The organism is Rhizobium mulingense (assembly GCF_029194105.1).
GTDB classification, from domain to species: Bacteria; Pseudomonadota; Alphaproteobacteria; order Rhizobiales; family Rhizobiaceae; genus Rhizobium; species Rhizobium mulingense.
Genome location: NZ_JARFVE010000008.1, coordinates 283,522 through 301,189, shown reverse-complemented (window position 1 = coordinate 301,189; position 17,668 = coordinate 283,522). Strand labels below are relative to the sequence as shown.

Below are 17,668 nucleotides of genomic sequence, written 5' to 3'. Positions count from 1 at the left end.
CAATCAAAACGATCGGCCCGCCTCCGTGCCAGGCCCTTTGCCAAGCAGAGAACCGCCTCAAGGAGCTCTCGTGAGCCAGATCGCGATCAATGAACCCGTCGAAATCGAGCCGGATGCCAAGCTGCCGTCGGCGACCACTGTTGCCTTGGTTCAACTGGCGCTTGCCTGCGGCGGCTTCGGCATCGGTACCGGCGAATTCGCCATCATGGGACTGCTGCCCAATGTCGCCGAAACCTTCTCGGTGACGACGCCGCAGGCCGGCTATGTCATCAGCGCCTATGCGCTCGGCGTCGTCATCGGCGCACCAGTCATCGCCGTGCTCGCCGCCAAGATGGCGCGCCGCACACTGCTGTTGACGCTGATGCTGGTCTTTGCCGCCGGCAACATTCTCAGCGCCGTCGCCCCGACCTTCGAGACCTTCACTCTGCTGCGCTTCGTGAGCGGCCTGCCGCATGGCGCCTATTTCGGCGTTGCGGCCCTGGTCGCCGCCTCGATGGTGCCGGTACATCGGCGGGCACGCGCGGTCGGGCGCGTCATGCTCGGATTGACGGTGGCCACCCTTCTCGGCACGCCGGCCACAACGCTCTTCGGCCAATCGCTCGACTGGCAGGTGGCATTTCTGACGGTCGGCGTCGTCGGCCTGCTGACGGTGGCACTGATCTGGTTCCACGTTCCGAAGGACAGGGTTTCAGAAGAAGCGAGCTTCCTGCGCGAACTCGGCGCCTTCCGCCGGCCGCAAGTCTGGCTGACGCTCGGCATCGCCGCCGTCGGCTATGGCGGGATGTTCGCCATGTTCAGTTATATCGCCTCGACGACGACCGAGGTGGCGATGCTGCCGGAAACCGCGGTTCCGATCATGCTGGTGCTGTTCGGCGTCGGCATGAACGCCGGCAATTTCATCGGCTCGTGGCTCGCCGACAAGTCGCTGCTCGGCACGATCGGCGGATCGCTGGTCTATAATATCGTCGTGCTGACCACCTTCTCGCTGACCGCCGCCAACTCCTACATGCTCGGCCTCTCAGTCTTCCTCGTCGGCTGCGGTTTCGCCGCCGGCCCGGCACTGCAGACGCGGCTGATGGATGTCGCAGCCGATGCGCAGACGCTTGCGGCCGCCTCCAATCATTCCGCTTTCAACATCGCCAATGCGCTCGGCGCCTGGCTGGGTGGTCTCGTCATCGCCCGGGGCTACGGTTTTGCGGCAACCGGTTATGTCGGCGCGGCGCTGTCCTTCCTCGGTCTTTTCGTCTTTGCAGCCTCGCTACGACTGGAGCGCCGTAGCGCAAGCTTCGAAGCCCTCTGACGCGGCCTCCGGGCTGCAGAAGACGTGTTCCTCTCCCCATGCGGCCAGCGCAAGGATGACAGGCTTCAGCGTCGTGCCAAGCGGCGTCATCTTATATTCGACGCGTGGCGGCACGACCGGGTAGACGGTGCGCGACACCAGGCCTGACTCTTCCAGTTCCCGTAACTGCTTGGTCAGCATACGTTGTGTCACGGCCGGCAGCTTTCGGCGCAATTCGTTGAACCGCAACGTGCCCTGCATCAGGTGAAACAGAATCACGCCTTTCCATTTGCCGTCCAGAAAACTCAGCGTTGCCTCAACCGGACAGCCCGGGAAATTCTTGACAAGCTTGGCGCGGGGCAGCGACATCGACAGTATCCTTTTTGGTACTACGTACAGAATTTGTGCATTCTTGCGTTGCCTGAGCGTAATGCGCATCTAGCTTCCGTGCAATGAACACAGGAGCTTCCGATGCGCGCCGTTGCTTACAAGACGCCCCAACCGATAACCTCGGAGACCTCGTTGATCGATGTCGATCTGCCGATGCCCGAGGCCAGCGGCCACGATCTGCTCGTCGAAATCCGGGCGGTCTCCGTCAATCCGGTCGATGTAAAGGTGCGCGCCCATTCCGCACCGCCGGCCGGCCACCTCAAAGTGCTCGGGTGGGATGCCGCCGGCACAGTCAGGGCCGTCGGCGCCGATGTCACCTTGTTCACGCCGGGCGACGAAGTCTTTTATTCCGGTGTGATCAGCCGCCCGGGCAGCAATGCCGAATTCCATCTTGTCGACGAGCGCATCGTCGGCAGGAAACCCACGAGCCTCGATTTCGCGGCGGCAGCCGCCCTGCCGCTGACCTCGATTACCGCTTATGAGGCGCTTTTCGACCGGTTGAAAGTAATGGATCCGGTGGCGGGCGCGCCGCGCACGATTCTCATTATCGGCGGCGCCGGCGGCGTCGGCTCGATCGCCATCCAGATCGCCCGCGCGCTCACTGATCTGACCGTTATCGCCACGGCGTCACGGCCGGAAACACAGGGCTGGGTGAAGGAACTCGGGGCGCATCACGTGGTCGATCACTCCAAGCCGATCGCCTCACAGGTGGCAGCGCTCGGCCTCGGCGCACCCGGCTTCATCTTTTCGACGACCAATACCGACAGCCATATCGGCGACATCATCGAAGCGATCGCACCGCAGGGCCGTTTTGCGCTGATCGATGATCCGAAGACGCTCGATATCGTGCCCTTCAAGCGCAAGGCTGTTTCCATCCATTGGGAGTTGATGTTCACCCGCCCGCTTTTCGCCACGCCCGACATGATCGAGCAACACAAGCTGTTGAACAAGGTTTCCGAGCTCGTCGACGCCGGCAAAATCCGCACGACGCTTTCCGAGGTCGTCGGTCCGATCAACGCGGAGAACCTGAAGAAGGCGCATATGATGGTCGAAAGCGGCCGGATGAAGGGCAAGGCGGTGCTTGCCGGATTTTGACGGCACGCCTAACGTCTCGTACGGGGCTGCAAGACGCCATCAAGGAACATTGGGTGTCGCCTCACAGGGTGCGACATTCTGGCGTTAAGCATTTCTCCCGCTTGACTTATTCCGCGTTCGGGACCACTAGCATGACACGTGGATGACACCTGTCTTCCACGGATTTCAACGGAGCCATCACTCAGATGCCAAGCGACAGTAGCAGTCGATTGCCTTTGCCGTACGCGGCCCTCGTGCGCTGACCGACTCCTGTCGGCTCGCCCGTCGGGACGCTACGGCGGATCGATGGAAAGGCGAGCCTCAATGAATATCAATCGCTTCCCTCTTCGGGCAGGCCATGCCGCCCGTGCCTTCATCAACAACAGCCGCGGTGCAACGATCGCCGAGCGCGTCGACGCGTTGAACGCACTCACCGTCCAGGATGCCGGCCGCGTGCTGACCGGCATGCCGCTCGACTATGCCGTCAACATCCTCGACCGGCCGGAGCTTCGCAACGCCGCACAGATCCTGGCGCTGCTGAGCGCCGAGGATGCCGCACGGCTGCTGCACGGCATGTCCAACGACCGCGTCGCCGACGTGCTGCTCGAACTTGACGCAGAGACCCGCGCCCGGCTGTTTGCCGGCCTCGACGAGCCGGTGCGCATCGCCATCCAGCACCTGATGGGCTATCCGCCGCGAACCGCCGGCGGCATCATGACGACGGAGTTCGTCAGCGTTCCTGACAGCTGGACCGTTGGCCAGACGCTCGACCATGTGCGCCAGGTCGAACGTTCGCGCGAGACCGTCTACGCCATTTATGTGCTCGACGAGGCAAGCCATGCGCTGATGCATGTGGTGACGCTGCGCCGCCTGATCACCGGCGAGCCGGATGCTTCCATTCTTACGGTGGCGCAGAAGGGCGTTCCGGTTGCGGCCGATCCGCTGATGAAGCAGGAGGATGTCGCCCGGCTGATCCGCAAGCACGATCTGCTCGCTTTGCCTGTGACCGACGACCATGGACGGATGCTCGGCATCGTCACCGTCGACGACGTGATCGATACGATGATCGCCGACACGACGGAAGCAGCTCAGAAGTTCGGCGGCATGGAGGCGCTCGGCCAGCCCTATATGAAGATCGGCTTTGCCGGCATGATCCGCAAGCGCGCCGGTTGGCTCGCCGCGCTCTTCCTCGGCGAGATGCTGACGGCAAGCGCCATGCAGCATTTCGAGGGCGAACTGGAAAAGGCCGTGGTGCTGACGCTGTTCATCCCGCTGATCATGAGCTCGGGCGGCAATTCCGGGTCACAGGCAACATCGCTGATCATCCGGGCCTTGGCGCTCGGCGAGCTGAAGCTTTCGGACTGGTGGAAGGTGCTGGTCCGCGAACTCCCGACCGGCATCGTGCTCGGTGCGATCCTCGGTCTCGTCGGCTTCATCCGCATCGTCTTCTGGCAGACCGCCGGGCTCTACGACTACGGCCCCCACTGGCAGATGGTCGCCATAACGGTGTTTGCCGCCCTGATCGGGATCGTCACCTTCGGCTCGATCTGCGGTTCGATGCTGCCCTTCGTGCTGCAGAAGCTTCGGCTCGATCCGGCCAGCGCCTCGGCACCCTTCGTCGCCACACTGGTCGACGTCACCGGGCTCGTCATCTACTTCTCGGTGGCGCTGCTCATCCTCAGCGGGACGCTGCTTTAATTCATGTCGCAGCATGCCCGGGGGAACTTACTTTCCCTCGGGCAGCTTCAACGGCCCATGCGTCTTGATACTGCGGATGGCGAAATTCGAGCGGATGTCGCTGACATTGGGAAGGGTCAGCAGCGTCTCGGTCAGGAGCCGCTCATAGGCGGCGAGATCCTCCACCACCACTTCGGCGAGGAAATCGGCCGTTCCCGAGATCAGGAAGCAGGAGACGATCTCGGGGATGGCGAGCAGCGCCTTCTGCTGCGCCTCGGAATTCTCGCGGCTGTGGTGGACGACCTTGAATTCGACGAAGACCGTCAGGCCGAGACCGACTTCCTTGCGGTCGATATCGGCGGAGTAACCGCGGATGATGCCGGAACGTTCGAGATTGCGGATGCGGCGCAGGCAGGGCGACGGGGAAAGATTGACCTTCTCGGCGATCTCGACATTAGTGGCGCGCGCATCTTCCTGCAGGCATTTCAGGATGGCGAGATCGAATTTATCGAGATTTGGCATTTTCGTAATGTCCATCGGCATCATTTGGCAGAAGATTGCGTTTAGCACGATTTTGTTGCCACAGATAGCAAGGACATGCCCCGGCATCTGGCGCTAATCTTCACTTCAACCGGACAGGATCCGGACGGAGGAAAGGATTAGGACGATGAGTACGATCGCATTTTCAAACGACAAATCGCCTTCACAGTCCCTCGGTTATGCCGCCGGCGCGATTACCGTGCTGATCTGGGCGACCTGGTTTCTAGCGACCCGCCACAGCGCCGCAACCTCGCTCGGCCCAATCGATATCGGCCTCATCCGCTTCGGCATTCCGGCCCTCGTGCTTTCGCCCGTCTGGCTTCGGATAGGCCTGCTGCCGAAGGGGCTGCCGCTGCATGTGCTGGCGATCATGGTCGCCGGCTGCGGCGCGATCTTCTTCCTGGTGACGACGCTTGCCATTCACTCCACGCCGGCCGCCTCTTCGGGCATCCTGCTCGGTGGCTCGATGCCGCTTGCCACGGCATTGATCGGCGTTCTGCTGTTTCGGGAGCGGCCCGACGTCACGCGCATCGCCGGGCTGCTGGCAATCGTCGGCGGTGTTCTCATTCTGCTCGCCCGCAGCCTTGGCGATGCCTCCCTGCCCTGGACGAGCCTTGTCCTGCTGCCGGCAGGCGCCGTACTCTGGGCAAGCTACACGCATGCCTTCCGCCGCTCGGGCCTGACCGCCATTCAGGCCAGCGCGTTGATTGCCGCCTGGTCTTTCCTGATCATGGCTGTGCTGGCCCTCGTCTTCGGCATCTCGCTGCCGCAAGCGCCGCTTCCGGAAATTGGTCTTCAGGTGCTGAGCCAAGGCATTCTTTCCGGTCTCGTCGCCATGGTCGCCTATGGCACGGCCGTCCGGACCCTCGGCGGAACGCAGGCCGCCGCCTTCACGGCGCTGACGCCTGTTCTGGCGACGCTCGGGGGCGGCTTCCTGCTCGGCGAAACGATCGGCACAGCCGAAATCAGCGCCGCCGTCATCACCGGCATCGGCGTGGCGCTCTCGACGGGGATTGCCGCACGCCGCCGCTGACGCGCCAACTTTGGCGCCAAGCCAAAAGCCGCCGGCAGCCCGGGCTGCGGCGGCTCTTTTGATGGGTCCGTTTTAGCCGCTCAAGCCTGGATGACCACAACCCTGGCGCCGACTTCGACGCGGCTATAGAGGTCGATCACGTCATGATTCATCATGCGGATACAGCCGCTCGACATGGCCAGGCCGATTGATTCCGGCTGGTTGGTGCCATGGATGCGGAAATGGGTATCGTTGCCGCCGCGATAGAGATACATCGCCCGCGCGCCGAGCGGGTTGTTCGGGCCGCCCGGCATGCCGCCGGCAAGCCTGCGGTAGCGCTCTTCGCGGCGCTGCATGTTTTCCGTGGGGGTCCAGCTCGGCCATTCGGCCTTGCGGCCGATATAGGCATTGCCGGCAAATGCCAGCCCTTCGCGGCCGACACCGACGCCATAGCGCATCGCCCTGTTGTCACCGAGAACGTAGTAGGCGCGACGCGCGGGTGTGTCGATGACGATCGTGCCCGGCGCGTGAGAGCTTTCATAAGCCACCTCCTGGCGGCGCAGCTCGGGCTTGATCTTGTCGATCGGCACCTGCTTCAGCGGAAATTTTTCATCCGGAAGAGCGGCGTAGTTCGTCTGGCTGTTGAGGCCGGTCGAAGAGCAGCCGGCAACAAAGAGCGGCAGAGCGATCAGAAAGCCGCGACGGGAGATCGTCATGAATGTGTCCTTAGTGCGTCAACACGATGTCGCAAGCTAAGGAAATTATGGTTAATGAATCGCTAAGGACGACCGTGGGATATGATCACGAAGGCGTCAGCGGGTGAAATTGCCGGCCGCAGCCGGCAATCGCCCTTACATATTCGGATAGACCGGTCCCTCGCCGCCCTGCGGCGGTACCCAGTTGATGTTCTGGTTCGGATCCTTGATGTCGCAGGTCTTGCAGTGCACGCAGTTCTGGGCGTTGATGACGAATGTCTTGTCGCCATCCTTCTCCACCCATTCATAGACGCCGGCCGGACAGTAACGCGTTGACGGGCCGGCATAGATGCCGAGCTCCGAGCTCTTCTGCAGCGCCATGTCCTTGACCTGCAGATGCACCGGCTGGTCTTCCTCGTGATTGGTGTTCGACAGGAACACCGAGGACAGCCGGTCGAAGGTCAGCACACCATCCGGTTTCGGATAGGCGATCGGCTTGTGCTGCGCGGCCGGCTCCAGGCTTTCCGCATCGCTCTTACCGTGTTTGAGTGTACCGAAGAAGGAGAAGCCGAACAGCGTGTTGGTCCACATGTCGAGGCCGCCGAGCGCCACACCGAGGGCGGTGCCGAACTTCGACCACAGCGGCTTGACGTTGCGGACAAGCTTCAGGTCCTTGCCGATGTCGCCATTGCGCCAGTCGTTCTCGATCTCGACGACCTCGTCATGGCTGCGGCCTGATACAATCGCCGCCGCCAGCTTCTCGGCCGCCAGCATGCCCGACAGCACCGCATTGTGGCTGCCCTTGATGCGCGGCACGTTGACGAGACCGGCCGAACAGCCGATCAGCGCCCCGCCGGGGAAGGACAGCTTCGGCACCGACTGATAACCGCCTTCGGTGATGGCACGCGCCCCATAGGAGAGCCGCTTGCCGCCCTCGAAAGTGCCGCGGATCGCCGGATGCGTCTTGAAGCGCTGGAACTCCTCGAAGGGGTAGAGATAGGGATTCTTGTAGTTCAGGTGAACGACGAAGCCGACCGCCACCAGATTGTCTTCCAGATGATAGAGGAAGGAGCCGCCGCCGGTCTTCATGCCGAGCGGCCAGCCGAAGGAGTGCTGCACCAGACCCTGTTTGTGGTGCTCCGGCTTGACCTGCCAGAGCTCCTTGATGCCGATGCCGAATTTCTGCGGCTCGCGGTCCTTCTGCAGATCGAACTTGGCGATCAGCTGCTTGGCGAGTGAACCGCGCACGCCCTCGCCGATCAGCGTGTATTTGCCGCGCAGCTCCATGCCGCGGGTGTAGTTCGGCCCCGGCTCGCCGTTCTTCTCGATGCCCATATCGCCGGTGGCAACCCCGATCACCGCGCCCTTGTCGTCGTAGAGCACCTCGGTTGCGGCAAAACCCGGATAGATCTCGACGCCGAGCTCTTCCGCTTTGCCGGCCAGCCAGCGACAGACAAGCCCAAGCGAGACGATGTAGTTGCCGTGATTGTTCATCAGCGGCGGCATCATGAAATTCGGCAGGCGGATCGACCCGGCCGGGCCGAGCAGCAGAAACTGGTCGTCTGTCACCTCGGTTTTGAAGGGATGATCGGCCTCATCGCGCCAGCCGGGCAGCAGCCGGTCGATACCAACAGGGTCGACGACGGCGCCCGAGAGAATATGGGCGCCGACCTCGGCCCCCTTCTCCAGCACGACGACCGACAATTCGGGATTGACCTGCTTCAGCCGGATCGCCGCCGCAAGCCCGGCAGGGCCTGCTCCGACGATCACAACGTCGAATTCCATGCTCTCGCGCTCGGGCAGCTCAGTCGTCTCGGTCATTCATTCGTCTCCGCTTGGCCGCCTGTGGCCATCATCCCATGGTCCCTGTCTTGTCAAAACGACGAAGCATTGTCGAGCCGGGATGCGACAGCCAATCCTCAATTCGCACAATGATATTCAGCTGATCGAAGATTCATAATAACGCTTACGTCAACGTCAATTGAGAAACCCCGAACGCGTTACTGCCCTCCCTTTCCTTTTTCGTCGCCTGCGGCTTATACATCGCTCGAAGACATAGGAGGATATCATGGATCTCGGCATCAAGGGCAAAAGGGCACTCGTTCTCGCCTCCTCACGCGGGCTCGGCCTCGGCATTGGCGCGGCGCTGGCGCGGGAGGGCGCAAACGTGCTGCTCTGCGGGCGCAGCGGCGAGCAGCTCGAGGCCAATTGCAAGGCAATCAACAGCGAAGGCAATGGCCGGGCTGACTGGATCTGGGCCGACCTCACGGACGAGCGCTTCGTCGAGACGGCGACGACGGCCGTGAAGGACAAGTTCGGCGGCCTCGATATCCTCGTCAACAATACCGGCGGACCGACGCCCGGCACGACCGAGGAGATGACGCCCGAAAAGCTCGAAACCTACTTCCTCTCCATGGTCGCCCGCGTGATCACCCTCACCAATGCACTGCTGCCTGGTATGAAGGCGCAGGGCTGGGGCCGCATCCTGACGGTCGCCTCATCGGGCGTGATCGAGCCGATCGCCAACCTGGCGCTGTCGAATACGTTGCGCCCGGCGCTTGCCGGCTGGAGCAAGACGCTTGCCGCCGAAGTGGCGAGCTTCGGCATCACCACCAACCTGCTCCTGCCGGGCAGCATTCTGACGGCGCGGCTCGACGATCTCGATGGCGCCGCAGCAAAGCGCACGGGCAAAAGCCTCGAGGAGGTCCGCGCCGACAAGGAGGCGCGCATTCCCGTCGGCCGCTACGGCCGGGTGGAGGAGTTTGCCGCAACGGCCGCCTTCCTCTGCAGCCAGCCGGCAAGCTACATCACCGGCTCGCTCATCCGCTGCGACGGCGGCGCGGCACGATCCGTCTAGTCTAGAGGCTGCTCAGGCGGCGCGGGCCGACGCGGCGGCCCAGCTCGCCGCGCTGCGGATCATCTGCTCGACATTGCCCGGATCGTCAGCAAATTCGGCGAGTTCGGAAAGCCGGTGGAAGCCGGTCATGATCGCGATGCGCCGCCGGTCGAGCCGGCGCCCGGTCAGGACCTCATAGGCCGAGATGATGCGCGCGGTCAGATCGGGCGAGATGAAGTTCGAATAGACGAACTCCTGGTGCAACGGCCCGAAACCGGAATCGGCGAAATCGTAAAGGCCGTTGAGCCTGCCCTGCCGAAAGTCGAAGGCCATGTTCCATCCGTGGCCGTCGAAAAAGCCGTAGACCTTGCCGTAGGGATCCGGCGGCAGGAATTCGAAATCCGAAATGACGACCTCGGCAAAGCGCTGGATGTCGGCCGGCAGCAGCGGCAAAGCCTTCTTTCTCACCACGTCCGGCGATTGCCACGGCTGGATCGCCGTTGCGCCGGCCGCACGCAGGCGGTCGGCGTCGAGCGCATGCAGCTCGGCGTAAAAACGCGCGAGATCATCCGCCAGACGCTGACGGTCGCCCTCCCCGAGCGCATCGTAATCTTCGGCAATGAGGTGTTCGCCCTCCAGCTTGGCGTGGCTGGAGAAGATCGGCGGGCCGTCGTGTATGCGCATATCGGGAACCGCAATCGACAGCGCCGGCCTGATGATGTCGAGCAGGGCCGCTTCCCTCACCAGCGCCCTTTCGGCGCCGAGATGGCGGGGAAACTTGAAGATCAGCGTGTCATCGACGTCGACCGCCATCGAATCCCAGCCCTTCGCCGCCAGCTTGAAGACTGAGGCCGTCAGTTGGGGAAACACGCTTATGATGAGAGAGCGAAATTCGCTGGCGTCCAACTCAGTCATGGCGACCTGCCTCCTCTGTTTTTCCGCCTTTCTCGCGTGCAGCGCTCCGCGTGCGGGAACGGCATCAGCCTGCGCCGCGGACCGCCGGCAATGCCGCCACGGAACCGCGTCAAACGCACCCCTATATATTAGTATAGTTTGAATATTACGGAATATTCATTACAAAATTTTAAGCCGTTATAACCACTTAGTGATCGCGGCCGGGGAATTATGTCTTTTTTGCGCCGCAATATAAGCGGCTCAATCGGAGCATAAAATTCGCAACCCTTGCTCAACCCGGTTCTGCCCCATGAAGAAATTTTGGATCACCGTCAGTATTATCGCCGTTGCCGCCGTCGGCCTCTGGCAATTCGGCAATCTAATCCCCTATGCCTCGCATATTCCCTACCTGTCGGAGCTGATCCGGCAGCCGGCCGGCGGCAATGGCGGTGGTCAGCAGGCCGACCAGGCCCAGGACGGTGGACAGCATCAGGGCGGCGGGCGCAGACGCGGGGGTGGCGGCCCGACCGTCGTCAAAACAGTCGCAGCCGTCAAAACGACGCTGCCGATGGATGTGACGGCGTCCGGCTGGGCCGACGCGGATGACAACACCACGATCGCCGCCCAGGAGCAGGGGCTGATCGTCAGTATCGCTGCGCAGGACGGGGCGACCGTCAAGGCCGGCGACCTGATCGCCAAGCTCGACGACCGGACGGCCAAGGCCGCCGTCGACAAGGACAATGCTATGATCGTGCGCGACACGGCGACGCTTTCGGAGGCCGAGACCGCGCTGGTGCGTGCCCAGGATCTGTTCGACCAGAAGGCCGGCACCCAGCAGAGCCTCGATCAGGCGAGAGCCGCGCGCGATACCGCCGCCGCGACGGTCGATGCTGATAAGGCAACACTTGCCTCCGATCAGATACTGCTCGAGCATACCGATATCCGGGCACCGTTCGACGGCCGGCTCGGCGATATCGCCGTCAGCAAGGGCGCCTTCCTCAATGCCGGCGCGGCCATCGTCACCATCGCCAAATACGATCCGATCTATGTGAAATTCCACCTGCAGGAACGTTATCTGCGCGAGCTGAAGAAGGCACTCGCAGCCGGTCCGGTCGAGGTCAGCACGGCGCCCAATTCCACCAAGGGGCAGGTCCGCAAGGGCGAGATCAGCTTCTACGACAACACGGTCGATACGGCCTCGGGCACGATCCTCGCCAAGGCGAAATTCGAGAACGCCTCCGGCGCGCTCTGGCCTGGCCAGTCGGTCAATATCGTGGTGCATTTTAACAGCAAGGAACAGCAGGTCGTGGTGCCGACGGTTGCCGTCAGCCCCGGCCCGGATGGTTTCTTCGCCTTCGTCGCCAAGGACGGAAAATCGCATCTGACGCCGGTCACCGTCGCCCGCGCCAATGGCGGCTTCACCGCCATCGAATCCGGACTTTCCGAAGGCGACCATGTCGTGGTCGAGGGTCAGGGCCAGCTCAGCGATCAGCAGGCGATCCACGAAGAGTTCGACGAAAAGGCGCTCGATGTCGCCTCCGCCGACGCGCCTCGGCAGCCGCTGCAGTCCGAGACGATCGCCGTGGGAGCGCAGCAATGATCCCGAATTTCTGCATCCAGCGCCCCGTCGCGACGACACTGCTTGCCATCGGCGTCATTCTCGCCGGCCTTGCCGGTTACCGGCTCGTGCCGGTCGCCGCCCTGCCGCAGGTGGATTTTCCGACGATCAACGTTTCGGCGCAGCTGAGCGGCGCCTCACCGCAGACGATGGCGACGTCGGTCGCCACGCCGCTGATCAAACAGTTCGAGACCATTCCCGGCATCAGCGAGATCAGCGCCTCGAGCTCGCTCGGCAGCACCAGCATCGTGCTGCAGTTCGACCTCAACCGTGATATCGACGCGGCCGCGGCCGACGTGCAGGCGGCAATCTCGCATGCGACCCGGCAGCTGCCCGACAATCTGACGACACCGCCGAGCTATCGCAAGACCAACCCGGCCGATGCGCCGGTCATGCTGCTCTCGGTGCAGAGCAACACCATGCCGCGCAGCAAGCTCGACGAGATCGCCGAAGACATCATCTCGCCGTCGCTTTCCACCCTCCCCGGCGTGGCCCAGGTCAGCGTCTATGGTGCCCAGACCTATGCGGTGAGGGTCGAGGTCGATCCCAACAAGCTGCTCACCCGCGGCATCGGCATCGATACCGTCAACAAGGCGCTTTCTGCCGCCAACAGCCAGCAGCCCGTGGGCACGCTGCAGAACAATGCGCAGAGCATGACCATCACGGCGAATACGCAGCGCACCAATGCCGAACAATTCCGGTCGCTGGTCATCGCCAATCCGAATGGCGCGCCGATCCATCTCGGCGATGTCGCCGATGTGCAGGACGGCGTCGAGAACCAGTATACCGGCAGCTGGTATGATGGGCAGCGCGGCATCATTCTCGCCATCCAGCGCCAGCCGGATGCCAATACGGTCGACGTCGTCGACGCCATCAACGCCAAGCTGCCGCAGCTTCACGCCGAAATCCCGGCTTCAGTCACGACTGTTGTCATGAACGACGCCGCAAAACCCATCCGTGCGGCCATCGCCGACGTGAAATTCACGCTGTTCCTGACGATCGGCCTCGTCGTTCTGGTTATTTACCTCTTCACCGGCCATGCGACGGCGACGATCATTCCCGGGCTTGCCGTTCCGCTGTCACTGATCTCGACCTTCGGCATGATGTATGTGCTCGGCTACAGCATCGACAATATATCGCTGCTCGGGCTGACGCTCGCGGTGGGGCTGGTGGTGGACGATGCCATCGTTATGCTCGAAAACATTCTGCGCCATGTCGAGGAAGGCATGCCGGTGCGCGAGGCGGCGATCAAGGGTGCCGGCGAAGTCAGTTACACCATCATCTCCATGTCGGTTTCGCTGATCGCCGTCTTCATCCCGATCCTGCTGATGGGCGGCGTCGTCGGCCGCGTGTTCAACGAGTTCGGCATGGTGGTCGCCATCGCCATCATCTCGTCGGCCATCGTCTCGCTGACCGTGACGCCGATGCTCGGCTCGCGCCTCTCCAACAATCACAGTCGGCCGCCGCCCCTGATCCGACTCTTCGATGCCGGCTTCGAGCGGACGCTCAGCGGCTACGACAGAGCGGTCGGCTGGTGCCTTCGCCATCGCTTCACGATCCTCGGTCTGTTCCTCGGCTCGGTGGCGCTGACGATCTATTTCTTCATGACGCTGCCGACGAGCTTCTTCCCACAGGAAGACATCGGCCGCCTGACGATCAGCACCCAGGCCCGCCAGGACATTTCCTACTCGGCCATGGAGGCGCTGCAGCAGCAGGCGGCAGCCGCCGTCAAGGCGAACCCGGCGGTGAACCACGTGATGTCGACGATCGGAGGCAACCCGAACAAGCCGCAGAACAACGGTTCGATGTTCGTCGAACTCAAGGACAAGAAGGAGCGTCCGCCGCTCGACCAGACGCTGCGCGAGTTGCGCACGGCGATCAACAAGATCCCCGGATTGCAAGCCTTCGTGACGCCGAACCAGAGCCTGCGCTTCGGTGGCCGCCAGACTGCAAGCCAGTATCAGCTGGTGGTGCAGGCGCTGAGCGCCGACCAGACCAACCTCTGGGCCGGCAAGATCCAGGCGGCGATGCGCAAGGACCGGCTGTTCACCGACGTCACCTCGGACGCCCAGAACAACGCCCTGCAGGCCAATATCGTCATCGATACCGAGCGGGCGGCCGCCTACGGGATCGACAACGACACGCTGCGCACGACGCTGCAGGAATCCTTCAGCGGATATGCGGCGGCGGAGATCCAGTCGACCGGCGACAGCTACGATGTCATCGTCGAATATGACACGAGCAAACCCTGGGACGACCAGAAACTGGCGGAAATACGCGTCGCTTCGTCAAATGGCAGCCTGGTGCCGCTGTCGAACTTCGCCCACGTGCAACGCACTACCGGCCCCGTGACTATCAACCAGACGGGCCAGCTCGTCTCGACCACCGTCTCCTTCAACCTGCCGGAGGGCGTTTCTCTCAGTGACGCGACCGCGGCGATCGATCAGATCAAGAAGGAGATCAGCCTGCCGGCCGACGTCTTCACCTCCTATGGCGGCACGGCGGAGATCTTCCAGCAGTCTCAGGGCAATACGCCCTACCTGATCCTGGCGGCGATCCTGACCATCTATGTCGTGCTCGGCGTGCTCTACGAAAGCTTCATTCACCCGCTGACCATTCTCTCCGGCCTGCCGGCGGCGGCCTTCGGTGCACTGCTGGCCTTGAAGATCATGGGCTTCGACCTGTCGATCATCGCCCTCATCGGCCTGCTGATGTTGATCGGTATCGTCAAGAAGAACGCGATCATGATGATCGACGTGGCGGTGGAGACCATGCGCACAACCGGCGAGAAGGCGACGGCGGCGATCCACGAGGCCTGCGTGCGCCGCTTCCGGCCGATCATGATGACGACCTTCTGCGCCCTGCTCGGCGCTCTGCCGATCGCGCTTGGCACCGGCGCGAGCTCGGAGCTGCGCCAGCCGCTCGGCATCGCCGTCGTCGGCGGCCTCGTCGTCTCACAGCTGCTGACGCTGTTCATCACCCCGGTCATCTTCGTCGAGATGGACCGGTTCGGAAACTTCCTCGGCCGGTTAATGGGCCAGAAGAAGATCGAGGCGCCGGTGATGCAGGAGACAAGGGCAATGGCTGCCGAATGATGATTGCCCTCTGACTTCCGCCGCCATCAGCCCTTGGGGCGCACGTCTTCCCCAGGAAGAATACGTGCGCCCTTGATCACATCAACTTTCGATCCTCTTGAATGTGTCACGCCTCTGTGGCATCACCCGCCCTCCTGACTCCGGGCGTCCTCTCGCCCTTCACGGAGCGATGCTCCGTCCCCAATGACAATCGGCATGAAGAGGTGCGGGCATGGCTCAGGCGCTGGGTTTCGACTTCGGCACGACGAATACGGTTCTCGCCATGGCGGATGGCGGGGCGACACGTTCGATGGCGTTCACAAGCACGGCGGGAACGGCCGATAGCATGCGGACGGCACTCTCCTTCATGAAGGATGCCCAGCTCGGCGCTTCGGCGCTGAAGGTGGAGGCGGGCCATGCGGCAATCCGGCAATTCATCGACAATCCCGGCGAATGCCGCTTCCTGCAATCGATCAAGACCTTTGCCGCAAGCGCGCTGTTCCAGGGCACGCTGATCTTCGCCAAGCGCCATAATTTCGAAGATCTGATGGAGATCTTCGTGCGGCGCCTGCGCAACTATGCCGGTGACAGCTGGCCTTCCGATGTCAGCCGTATCGTCACCGGCCGTCCGGTGCATTTCGCCGGCGCCAGCCCCGATCCTGATCTGGCGACCGAACGCTACAACGAGGCGCTGTCGCGCTTCGGTTTTCCGGAAATCCACTATGTCTACGAGCCGGTCGCCGCCGCCTTCTATTTCGCGCAGAACCTGAAGCAGGACGCGACGGTGCTGGTTGCGGATTTCGGTGGCGGCACGACCGACTATTCGCTGATCCGCTTTGAAACCGTCGCCGGCAGGCTGACGGCAACGCCGATCGGCCATTCCGGCGTCGGCGTCGCCGGCGATCATTTCGACTATCGGATGATCGACAACATCGTCGCGCCGCTGATCGGCAAGGGTAGCCATTTCAAGAGCTTCGACAAGATTCTCGAAGTGCCGTCCAACTACTATTCCAGCTTCGGCCGCTGGAACCAGCTGTCGATCTTCAAGACCACGCGCGAATTCGAGGATCTGAAGAAGCTGGTACGAACCAGTCTGGAGCCGGAAAAGCTCGAGATCTTCATCGATCTCATCGACCATGACGAAGGCTACCCACTCTACCAGGCGGTCTCGGCGACGAAGATGGCGCTTTCGGCCGCCGAGGAGGCGCCTTTCGATTTCGCGCCGCTTGGCCGCGGCGGACACCGCAGCATCAAGCGCAGCGATTTCGAAGGCTGGATCGCCGAGGATCTCGCCCGCATTGAAGGCGCGCTCGACGAGGTGCTCGACAAGACCGAGACGAAGCCGGCGGAGATCGACAAGGTGTTCCTCACCGGCGGCACCTCCTTCGTGCCGGCCGTGCGCCGCATCTTCACCGAACGCTTCGAGCGCGACCGGATCGAAAGCGGCGGCGAACTGCTGTCGATCGCCCATGGCCTGGCGCTGATCGGCGAGCGCGACGACATCACGCAATGGACTGTGCAATAAAGCCGGCAGGAGCGGCCGATGTGCCGCCCGCTCTTTCAATGCCCATTTGTCTCCGTTAAGCTTGCCGCATGATCTCCGCCAACGACCTTTCCCCCGCCGAGCTGGCAGCGCTTCTGCATTTTCATGCGGATGCCGGCGTGGAGTGGCTGCTGGAGGAAGAGGCGGTCGACCGCTTCGCCGAGTTCGAGGCGATGAAGGCGGCGCGCCGTCCGGCGTCGACGCAGCAGGAACGTCCCGCGGCCGGGGAACGCCCAAGTATCGGAGAACGTCAGACATCGCCGCGCCCGACGGCGGCAGCACGTCCGGCCCCTGTCTCCGGCCCGCAACCCGCGATTCCCGACGGCGAGGCTGTGCAGCAGGCGCGTTTCGTCGCCGAAGGCGCGCGATCACTCGGCGAACTGAAGACCGCAATCGAAGCGTTCAACGGCTGCAACCTCAAACACAGCGCCCGCTCGACGATCTTTGCCAGCGGCGATGCCGAAAGCGGCATCATGGTGATCGGCTCGGCGCCGAGCGCCGAAGACGATCGGGAGGGGCTGCCCTTCTCGGGCAAGTCCGGCCAGTTGTTCGACAAGATGCTGGCGGCGATCGGGCTGAACCGCTCGAGCGTTCTGTTGACGCAGGTCATTCCCTGGCGCCCGCCCGGCAACCGGGCGGCATCGGCGGCCGAGATCGACATCTGCCGGCCCTTCATTGAGCGTCAGATCGCGCTCGCCGAACCGCAGGCGATTCTGTTGCTCGGCAATTTCGCGGCACGGTTCTTCCTCGGGGAAAACGACACGATTCACGGCCTGCGCGGCGTCTGGAAGGACATCGTCATCGCCGATCGCGCCATTCCGGCCATCGCCAGCCTGCATCCCCAGGATCTGTTAACCGCACCCGTCAACAAGCGCCTGGCCTGGAACGATCTTCTCGCCTTTCAGGCAAAACTCAAATCCCTCTCTCTGCTCAGAAATTAGCCGAAGTTGAATAATTTATGAAGCGCGCCATGCATTTTTCGCATGGCTGCATCGCGCCAGCATGCATTGTAGAATCTATGTTGCACTGCAATATA

At 62.7% G+C, this 17,668-nt stretch carries 14 protein-coding genes; 9 read left to right on the top strand and 5 right to left on the bottom strand.

Translation table 11 applies throughout. The features are described 5' to 3' along the window. Positions 1–70 precede the first annotated feature (70 nt). The gene (locus PYR71_RS20400) at positions 71–1,300 is read left to right on the top strand and encodes an MFS transporter (RefSeq protein ID WP_275620644.1); all 1,230 of its coding nucleotides are present in this window, start codon (positions 71–73) and stop codon (positions 1,298–1,300) included. On the opposite strand, the gene PYR71_RS20395 is transcribed toward PYR71_RS20400, so the two are convergent. Further along, entirely contained in the window at positions 1,259–1,648 is a 390-nt protein-coding gene (locus tag PYR71_RS20395) for a winged helix-turn-helix transcriptional regulator (RefSeq protein WP_183915482.1), read from the bottom strand. The genes PYR71_RS20400 and PYR71_RS20395 overlap by 42 nt on opposite strands. 102 nt (positions 1,649–1,750) lie before the next feature. Here PYR71_RS20395 and PYR71_RS20390 point away from each other — a divergent pair, with 102 nt between their 5' ends. Both PYR71_RS20390 and mgtE read left to right on the top strand, forming a co-directional pair. After that, positions 1,751–2,764 (top strand): zinc-binding alcohol dehydrogenase family protein, encoded by a 1,014-nt coding sequence (locus PYR71_RS20390; protein WP_275620643.1) that lies wholly within the window; start codon positions 1,751–1,753, stop codon positions 2,762–2,764. 303 nt (positions 2,765–3,067) lie between these two features. After that, positions 3,068–4,441 (top strand): magnesium transporter, encoded by a 1,374-nt coding sequence (gene mgtE, locus PYR71_RS20385; protein WP_275620642.1) that lies wholly within the window; start codon positions 3,068–3,070, stop codon positions 4,439–4,441. A 27-nt stretch (positions 4,442–4,468) separates the two neighbouring features. Here the strand turns inward: mgtE and PYR71_RS20380 are convergent, their stop codons facing one another. Continuing rightward, the gene (locus tag PYR71_RS20380; RefSeq protein ID WP_275620641.1) at positions 4,469–4,942 is read right to left on the bottom strand and encodes an Lrp/AsnC family transcriptional regulator; all 474 of its coding nucleotides are present in this window, start codon (positions 4,940–4,942) and stop codon (positions 4,469–4,471) included. Positions 4,943–5,087: 145 nt separating this feature from the next. Here PYR71_RS20380 and PYR71_RS20375 point away from each other — a divergent pair, with 145 nt between their 5' ends. Continuing rightward, positions 5,088–5,993, top strand: coding sequence for a DMT family transporter (locus tag PYR71_RS20375; RefSeq protein ID WP_275620640.1), 906 nt, complete (start codon positions 5,088–5,090; stop codon positions 5,991–5,993). A gap of 80 nt (positions 5,994–6,073) precedes the next feature. Here PYR71_RS20375 and PYR71_RS20370 read toward each other — a convergent pair whose 3' ends face one another. Together PYR71_RS20370 and PYR71_RS20365 are read right to left on the bottom strand one after the other, a co-directional pair. Next, complete coding sequence (locus tag PYR71_RS20370; RefSeq protein ID WP_064682023.1) at positions 6,074–6,688, bottom strand: L,D-transpeptidase; 615 nt, start codon at positions 6,686–6,688, stop codon at positions 6,074–6,076. Between the two features lie 135 nt (positions 6,689–6,823). After that, positions 6,824–8,488: an electron transfer flavoprotein-ubiquinone oxidoreductase gene (locus tag PYR71_RS20365; RefSeq protein WP_275620639.1), complete on the bottom strand. Its 1,665-nt coding sequence runs from the start codon at positions 8,486–8,488 to the stop codon at positions 6,824–6,826. A 247-nt stretch (positions 8,489–8,735) separates the two neighbouring features. On the opposite strand from PYR71_RS20365, the gene PYR71_RS20360 reads away from it, so the two are divergent. Continuing rightward, positions 8,736–9,524 carry an SDR family oxidoreductase gene (locus PYR71_RS20360; RefSeq protein WP_275620638.1) on the top strand — a complete coding sequence of 263 codons (789 nt, stop codon included), beginning with the start codon at positions 8,736–8,738 and terminating at the stop codon, positions 9,522–9,524. A gap of 12 nt (positions 9,525–9,536) precedes the next feature. On the opposite strand, the gene PYR71_RS20355 is transcribed toward PYR71_RS20360, so the two are convergent. After that, positions 9,537–10,418 (bottom strand): phosphotransferase family protein, encoded by an 882-nt coding sequence (locus tag PYR71_RS20355; RefSeq protein ID WP_275620637.1) that lies wholly within the window; start codon positions 10,416–10,418, stop codon positions 9,537–9,539. Between the two features lie 289 nt (positions 10,419–10,707). Between PYR71_RS20355 and PYR71_RS20350 the strand changes: the two genes are divergently transcribed. From PYR71_RS20350 to PYR71_RS20335, 4 genes are all read left to right on the top strand, one after another. Then, positions 10,708–11,997, top strand: a complete 1,290-nt coding sequence (locus PYR71_RS20350; RefSeq protein ID WP_275620636.1) for an efflux RND transporter periplasmic adaptor subunit — start codon at positions 10,708–10,710, stop codon at positions 11,995–11,997. Then, positions 11,994–15,110, top strand: a complete 3,117-nt coding sequence (locus PYR71_RS20345; RefSeq protein WP_275620635.1) for an efflux RND transporter permease subunit — start codon at positions 11,994–11,996, stop codon at positions 15,108–15,110. The genes PYR71_RS20350 and PYR71_RS20345 overlap by 4 nt, the downstream gene beginning before the upstream one ends. 211 nt (positions 15,111–15,321) lie before the next feature. Beyond that, the gene (locus tag PYR71_RS20340) at positions 15,322–16,614 is read left to right on the top strand and encodes an Hsp70 family protein (protein WP_183915255.1); all 1,293 of its coding nucleotides are present in this window, start codon (positions 15,322–15,324) and stop codon (positions 16,612–16,614) included. A 68-nt stretch (positions 16,615–16,682) separates the two neighbouring features. Next, positions 16,683–17,573 (top strand): uracil-DNA glycosylase, encoded by an 891-nt coding sequence (locus PYR71_RS20335; RefSeq protein ID WP_275620634.1) that lies wholly within the window; start codon positions 16,683–16,685, stop codon positions 17,571–17,573. The last annotated feature ends 95 nt before the right edge of the window (positions 17,574–17,668 follow it).

Bases quoted from the DNA above. Each gene is read 5' to 3' on its own strand.
- PYR71_RS20335 (WP_275620634.1), top strand. From the start codon at position 16,683: ATGATCTCCGCCAACGACCTTTCCCCCGCCGAGCTGGCAGCGCTTCTG.
- PYR71_RS20370 (WP_064682023.1), bottom strand. From the start codon at position 6,688: ATGACGATCTCCCGTCGCGGCTTTCTGATCGCTCTGCCGCTCTTTGTT.
- mgtE (WP_275620642.1), top strand. From the start codon at position 3,068: ATGAATATCAATCGCTTCCCTCTTCGGGCAGGCCATGCCGCCCGTGCC.
- PYR71_RS20360 (WP_275620638.1), top strand. From the start codon at position 8,736: ATGGATCTCGGCATCAAGGGCAAAAGGGCACTCGTTCTCGCCTCCTCA.
- PYR71_RS20390 (WP_275620643.1), top strand. From the start codon at position 1,751: ATGCGCGCCGTTGCTTACAAGACGCCCCAACCGATAACCTCGGAGACC.
- PYR71_RS20355 (WP_275620637.1), bottom strand. From the start codon at position 10,418: ATGACTGAGTTGGACGCCAGCGAATTTCGCTCTCTCATCATAAGCGTG.
- PYR71_RS20340 (WP_183915255.1), top strand. From the start codon at position 15,322: ATGGCTCAGGCGCTGGGTTTCGACTTCGGCACGACGAATACGGTTCTC.
- PYR71_RS20345 (WP_275620635.1), top strand. From the start codon at position 11,994: ATGATCCCGAATTTCTGCATCCAGCGCCCCGTCGCGACGACACTGCTT.
- PYR71_RS20365 (WP_275620639.1), bottom strand. From the start codon at position 8,488: ATGACCGAGACGACTGAGCTGCCCGAGCGCGAGAGCATGGAATTCGAC.
- PYR71_RS20375 (WP_275620640.1), top strand. From the start codon at position 5,088: ATGAGTACGATCGCATTTTCAAACGACAAATCGCCTTCACAGTCCCTC.
- PYR71_RS20350 (WP_275620636.1), top strand. From the start codon at position 10,708: ATGAAGAAATTTTGGATCACCGTCAGTATTATCGCCGTTGCCGCCGTC.
- PYR71_RS20380 (WP_275620641.1), bottom strand. From the start codon at position 4,942: ATGCCAAATCTCGATAAATTCGATCTCGCCATCCTGAAATGCCTGCAG.
- PYR71_RS20395 (WP_183915482.1), bottom strand. From the start codon at position 1,648: ATGTCGCTGCCCCGCGCCAAGCTTGTCAAGAATTTCCCGGGCTGTCCG.